Origin of the sequence: Amycolatopsis sp. La24, assembly GCF_029087445.1 — a bacterium.
Lineage (GTDB): Bacteria > Actinomycetota > Actinomycetes > Mycobacteriales > Pseudonocardiaceae > Amycolatopsis > Amycolatopsis nivea.
In genome coordinates, this window is sequence record NZ_JARACH010000128.1 from 1 (window position 1) to 5,350 (window position 5,350).

6 protein-coding genes are annotated in these 5,350 nt (G+C 72.2%); 3 read left to right on the forward strand and 3 right to left on the reverse strand.

The genetic code is table 11. The annotated features are described in order from the left end of the window. Positions 1 to 134 precede the first annotated feature (134 nt). From PUT80_RS45950 to PUT80_RS45960, 3 genes are all read right to left on the reverse strand, one after another. Entirely contained in the window at positions 135 to 1,235 is a 1,101-nt protein-coding gene (locus tag PUT80_RS45950; RefSeq protein ID WP_037818679.1) for a helix-turn-helix domain-containing protein, read from the reverse strand. Between the two features lie 22 nt (positions 1,236 to 1,257). Next, positions 1,258 to 1,725: an HNH endonuclease gene (locus PUT80_RS45955; protein WP_037818681.1), complete on the reverse strand. Its 468-nt coding sequence runs from the start codon at positions 1,723 to 1,725 to the stop codon at positions 1,258 to 1,260. Positions 1,726 to 1,983: 258 nt separating this feature from the next. Continuing rightward, entirely contained in the window at positions 1,984 to 2,865 is an 882-nt protein-coding gene (locus tag PUT80_RS45960) for a LysR family transcriptional regulator (protein WP_037818684.1), read from the reverse strand. A gap of 69 nt (positions 2,866 to 2,934) precedes the next feature. Here PUT80_RS45960 and PUT80_RS45965 point away from each other — a divergent pair, with 69 nt between their 5' ends. From PUT80_RS45965 to PUT80_RS45975, 3 genes are read left to right on the forward strand one after another with little or no spacing between them, the layout of a single operon-like run. Then, the gene (locus PUT80_RS45965; protein WP_051729629.1) at positions 2,935 to 3,804 is read left to right on the forward strand and encodes an EamA family transporter; all 870 of its coding nucleotides are present in this window, start codon (positions 2,935 to 2,937) and stop codon (positions 3,802 to 3,804) included. Positions 3,805 to 3,854: 50 nt separating this feature from the next. After that, complete coding sequence (locus PUT80_RS45970) at positions 3,855 to 4,769, forward strand: hypothetical protein (protein ID WP_037818688.1); 915 nt, start codon at positions 3,855 to 3,857, stop codon at positions 4,767 to 4,769. Positions 4,770 to 4,821: 52 nt separating this feature from the next. Beyond that, positions 4,822 to 5,190 (forward strand): hypothetical protein, encoded by a 369-nt coding sequence (locus tag PUT80_RS45975; RefSeq protein ID WP_240691491.1) that lies wholly within the window; start codon positions 4,822 to 4,824, stop codon positions 5,188 to 5,190. Positions 5,191 to 5,350 lie beyond the last annotated feature (160 nt).

The window sequence follows — 5,350 nt, forward strand, 5'->3', positions numbered from 1 at the left end:
TACCGGGTCAAGAAACGCACCGAACCCGCCAGCACCCGCCACCCCGGCCCACCCGCCATCAGACTCCGCAAACTCACCCCAGCAGCATGATCAAACTAAGCTACGCGGCATTGGGTTCTAACCGGCATCGACACTCACGAGATCTCGCTGTTCGCCAATCTCCGCGCCGCCAACGCCAGCCGCGCCCGGAATCGTCCCGCCGGGTCGTCCAGCGACCATCCCAGTGCGTCCTCCACGTGCGCCAGCCGCGCCGCCACCGAACTGTGGTGCCGGTGCAGCGCGATCGCCGCCTGCCGGAGAGAACCCGTGCGGCAGAAGGCTTCCAGCGTTTCCAGATCGCCGCTCTCGGCGAGCGCGTTCAACGCCAGCACGTCCGGCTGCGCGCGCAGGTGCTCGACCGGGATCTCCGCCAGCAGCGTCACCGCGCCGAGGTCCTCGTGCACGATCAACGGCCGTGCGGTCGCCGCGAATCGTTGTGCCAGGCGGGCTTGCAGCCACGAGCGCCGGGCTTCGAGGCCGTCCACCGCGTCGCCGACTCCCACCCGGGGCAGCGTGCGGTCCTTGGCTCGCAACGCCAGCGTCTCGTTCAGCGTCGGGACAACCGAATCCGGGCCCTCGCGCGGTTGCACCAGCACCGCGGCCACCCCGCCGACCACGGCCACCCGCGCGCCGAGCGGTTTGCCGCGGGCGACGAGCGCGACCGCGTCCGCGCCGGCATCGCGACCCGCGCCCGAAGCGACCGCCACCACTCGCAGCGGACGCGCGGTGTCCAGGCCGAGCAGGGTCAGCGCCCGCGCCCGGTCCTCGTCCGCCGCCTGCTCGCCCAGCACCAGCTCGACCAGCGCCGGGTCGGCGAGATGCGGTGCGGCAGGCGGCGGTTCGACCGGGTTGAGCACCTTCGCCGAGATCGCGAGCCGTTCGAGCACCAGATCGTCCAGCGGTCCCGGTTCGCCCGCGCGTTCCAGCCAGACCCGCCCGGCGCCGTCGAGGTCCGCGACGACCGCGCCGGGCGGAACCGGGCCGTCGCCGCCGGGTTCGCCGGTCGGCCGGTACCGGAGCACGGTTCCGTCCGCCCGGCGAATCCCGGCTGCGCATTCCGCGAGAAAAGCCGTAGCGCGCAGCAAATCCGGCAGCGTCGCGCGCCGGGCGATCAGCTCGTCGAAATACGCGATGACGCGCACCGCCGTTTCCGCGCCGGAATCGACCGCGGACAGCCGCAGCAGCAAGCCCTTCACGGGGTACAGCCTAGCGCGAGTCTCATGTGGACAGTCCGGCCAGCGGATGCAGCTCCTCCCACCGCGGGACGCGCGGCGGGAAACGCAGCGTCAGCCCGGCTTCGGCGGGCGTGCGGTCGGCCTTGCGCGCGTTGCAGCTGCGCGCCGACCCGCCGCAGGCCGCGACGGTGTTGAGCCAGCTCGTGCGCGGACCGCCGCGCGACACCGGCGTGATGTGGTCGACCGTGGTGGCCCGGCGCCCGCAGTAGGCGCACGTGTGCCGGTCTCGCCGCAGCACGCCGGTACGCGACCAGCGCGGCGGCCCGGAATAGCGCCATTTCATCACGACGTAGCGCAGCAGCCGCACCACCTTCGGCCGCGGGAAGACGCCGAGGTCCGGCCCGTCGCTTTCGTGGACGACCGCGACCTGGCGGACCAGCATCCGGATGGCATGGGGGAGCGAGACGGTGTGCAGGGGCTCGTAGCCGGCATTGAGAACCAGGACTCCCATGGCGACGGGCACCTCCTTTCGGGGCTGAACGGGCCGCGAACGCAAAAGCCGCCCGGCCGGCGTTCCGGCGGGCGGCTCCTCGCTCACGGCGTGGCAGGCCACGTCATGGCGCGGAGCCGGGAATGCCCGACAGGTGCATGCGTTCGGTGCGACGCGGCATTCCGTGGTTCCTTTCGTGGCTGGACGACTTCATCATTGCCGCCCCGCGCCGCCGCGTCAACGGAAAATGATCGCCCCGGGTTCAAGATCCACAGTGGACTATCGCGGGCGCGCGGAAGCGGTTTTCGGCGGCTTCCGGTACAGCTCGCCGAGCAACGCCACCGCGGCGTGCGTGGCCGGATGCGGATCGTGGGCGCGCCACGCGAGCTGGACCGGCACCGGCGGCGCGTCGCGGACCCGGCGGTACACGATGCCGTCGCGGCGGTACTGCGTCACCGTGGAATGCGGGGTGACGCCGACGCAGCGGCCGGTGGCGATGGCGGCCAGCCAGTCGTCGACGTCGTGCGTGTACTCGATCCGCGGGCGCGCTTCCGGCGGCCACAGCTCGGCGGAAGTGGTGCCGGTGCGCGGATCGATCACCAGCAGCCGCGACGCGAGATCGGCGAGCGTGACGGTGCGGCGTCCGGCGAGCGGATCGTCGACGGCCATGGCGCAGTAGCGGTCCTCGCGGCCGACCGCCGCGTGCGCGTACTTGCCCGACGGCACCTGGTGGCGCACCACGGCGAGATCGACGAGTCCTTCTGCCAGCCCGGCGGTCGCGGTGTTGGCGCGCACGAGCAGCAGTTCGACGTCCGGGTACCGGGCGGCCCAGCGACGCTGGAACTCCGCGGTGTGCCTGCCCATCGCCGACCACGCGTGGCCCATGCGCAGCCGCGTGTGCCCGGTGGTCGCTTCGCGGACGAGGTCGTCGGCCTCGGCGAGCAGATGCCGGGCGCGGGCGAGCACCTGGACGCCCGCGGTCGTCGGCTCGAGGCTCCGGCTGGTGCGATGCAGCAGCTGCACGCCGAGAACCCGTTCCAGCGACGCCAGATTCCGGGATACCGCCGCCTGCGAGACGCCGAGTTCCAGCGCGGCGTCGGTGAACGTGCCCGCGTCCACGATCGTCACGAGGCAGCGCAGCTGGCGCAGCTCCAGATCCATGCGTCCAGCGTATCGCTGATGCGGTCAATGCATTTTGCGCATGGATCGGCCGGTCGCATGCTCGACCGCATGGCGACTACGGAACTGGCTCCGCGCACGCGCGGCGGCGACGCCCGGGCGGCCGGCGCCGCGATGCTGCTCGGAAGCGCGCTGTCGAACCAGGTCGGCGCGGCGACCGCGGCGCTCGCGTTCCCGGTGCTCGGCCCGCCGGGCGTGGTGGCGGTCCGCCAATGGGTGGCGGCGGTGGTGCTGCTCGCGGTCGGACGGCCGCGGCTGCGGAGCTTCACCGCGCGGCAGTGGTGGCCGGTGCTCGCTTTGGCCGCGGTGTTCGCGACGATGAACCTGTCGCTCTACACCGCCGTCGACCGGATCGGGCTCGGACTGGCCGTGACGCTGGAATTCCTCGGCCCGCTGGCGATCGCGCTGGCCGGCTCCCGGCGCCGGACGGACCTGGCGTGCGCGGTGGCCGCCGCGGTCGCGGTCGGCGCGCTGATGCGGCCGCAGCCGAGCACCGACTACCTCGGGATGGGGCTCGCGCTGGTCGCCGCGTCGTGCTGGGCCTGCTACATCCTGCTGAACCGGACCGTCGGCCGACGCCTGCCCGGGGCGGCGGGTTCGGCTGCCGCGGCCGGGGTGTCCGGTCTGCTGTACGTGCCGATCGGGGTGTTCGCGATGCTGCACCACCCGCCGACGCCCGGCGCGCTCGCGGCGGCGCTCACCGCCGGGCTGCTGTCGTCGGCGCTGCCGTTTCTCGTCGACCTGATGGCGTTGCGCCGGGTGCCGACGCAGTTCTTCGGGGCGTTCATGAGCGTCAACCCGGTGATGGCCGCGCTCGTCGGGCTGGTGCTGCTGGACCAGCGGCTCGACGCCGTCGCGTGGGCGGCGATCGGGGTGATCGTGGCGGCGAACACGGTGGCGGTGCTGCGGCGGGCCGGGTAATTGTCGGTGCGGGGGGATAACGTAGGCGTCGTCGGCAAGGGAGGTGTGGCATGGTGCGGATCGCGGATCAGGAGTGGCCGTCCACGGTCGTGCCCGCCGACGCACGCGAACGCGCCCAGTCGACGGGCGTGCTGGTCCGCCGCATGGGCTGGGTGTCCGAGCGGCTGACGCGGGAGGAACGCGACGACGTCGAGCGGCAGCTGGAGTTCTGGTACTCCAACGGATACTGCCCGGACGCGCTGCTGATCGCGATGAGCGCGCTGCCGGACGGGACCCGTCAGCGGCCGCGCCGCGCGAGCGAGAAGCCGGGCGACTTCCTGCGTTCGCGGATGAAGGCCTGGTTCGCCGACGAGTCGGCCGCCGACATGGCTGAGGTGCGCGAGCCGCCCCGGCGTGGGCAGACCTTCGAGGCTTGGCTCGCGAACCGGCGCAAGCAGGCTGCCGACGAGGGCACGTATCAACGGCGCTCGCGCCTGACCGACGTGGGGGAGCGGGCCCGGGCGGACGCGCGCTCGATCGCGGCGTCCCGGCGGAAGGATCCGCTCGCGCGCGTGCGCGAGAGTGAACGCCGGCGTGCTGCGGCGCTGGAGAGTCTGCGGGTGGTCGGCGAGGCGGTCGAGGTGCCACCGCCGCCTGCCGAGACGCGGGCGACGCCGCGGATGGTCGCGTCCTTCGCCGGACGGCAGTCGCTGGCCGCGCATTCGCCGCAGGTGCTCCGGATCGTCGAGCGTCTGCGGGCGGAGAAGCGGGGACCGTCGACGGCGGAACTGGCGGTGCTGCGGAACGCCGTTCGGGACGCGCACCACAATGCCGGGCTGGGGACGTTGGAAGCGGCGAGCGCGGAAGTCAACGACGTGGATTCGCTGACTCCGGACGGCCAGCGGATCAAGGATTTCCTCGCGCGCGCGGCGGACGATCGCCTGCCGCTCGACGCGACGGTGCGGTTGCTTCACTCGATGCGGTGAGTCGCGCGTGTCGGGTCACCCGCGGCGGGGAGGGTGCTTCCAGACTCGCCCGGTGACGAACACCGCGATGGACGATGCCGGGCGCTGTCTGCTTTCGGTGGCGTGGAATATCCGGACCGGCGGTCCTCGAGCGGACCCGCGCGCGGACGCGGTGCGGGAACGGTTGCGGACGGTGTGCCGGGAGCTGGGGCATGCGGCTTGTCGTTTTGCTGCCGGGGATTCCGGTGGGGATCCGGTGCCGTTGTTGCGGTTGGCGGATCGGGCGTACGAGGTGGATACGTTGTTGTTGCTGGTGGGGACTTCGCTGATTCCGGATTCGGGGCGGGATTCGCGGTGGTGGGGGGAGATTGAGCGGTTGGTGGGGGAGGTGGACGGGATGGTCGTGGAGGCTGCGGCTGTCCTGGGTGGGGTTTGTGTTTGAGCTTCCTGGGCAGCTCGGTCGGCTCGTCGCCTGGCGGCGACATTGCGTTTGAGGTTGGCCCACCACCCCTCAGCCTGAGTGTGACTACGGCGCGGGGGTGCTTGTCAAGGCGGGAAAGATGCCTTGACAAGCACCCCCGCGCCGTGTTTTTGGCTGTGTA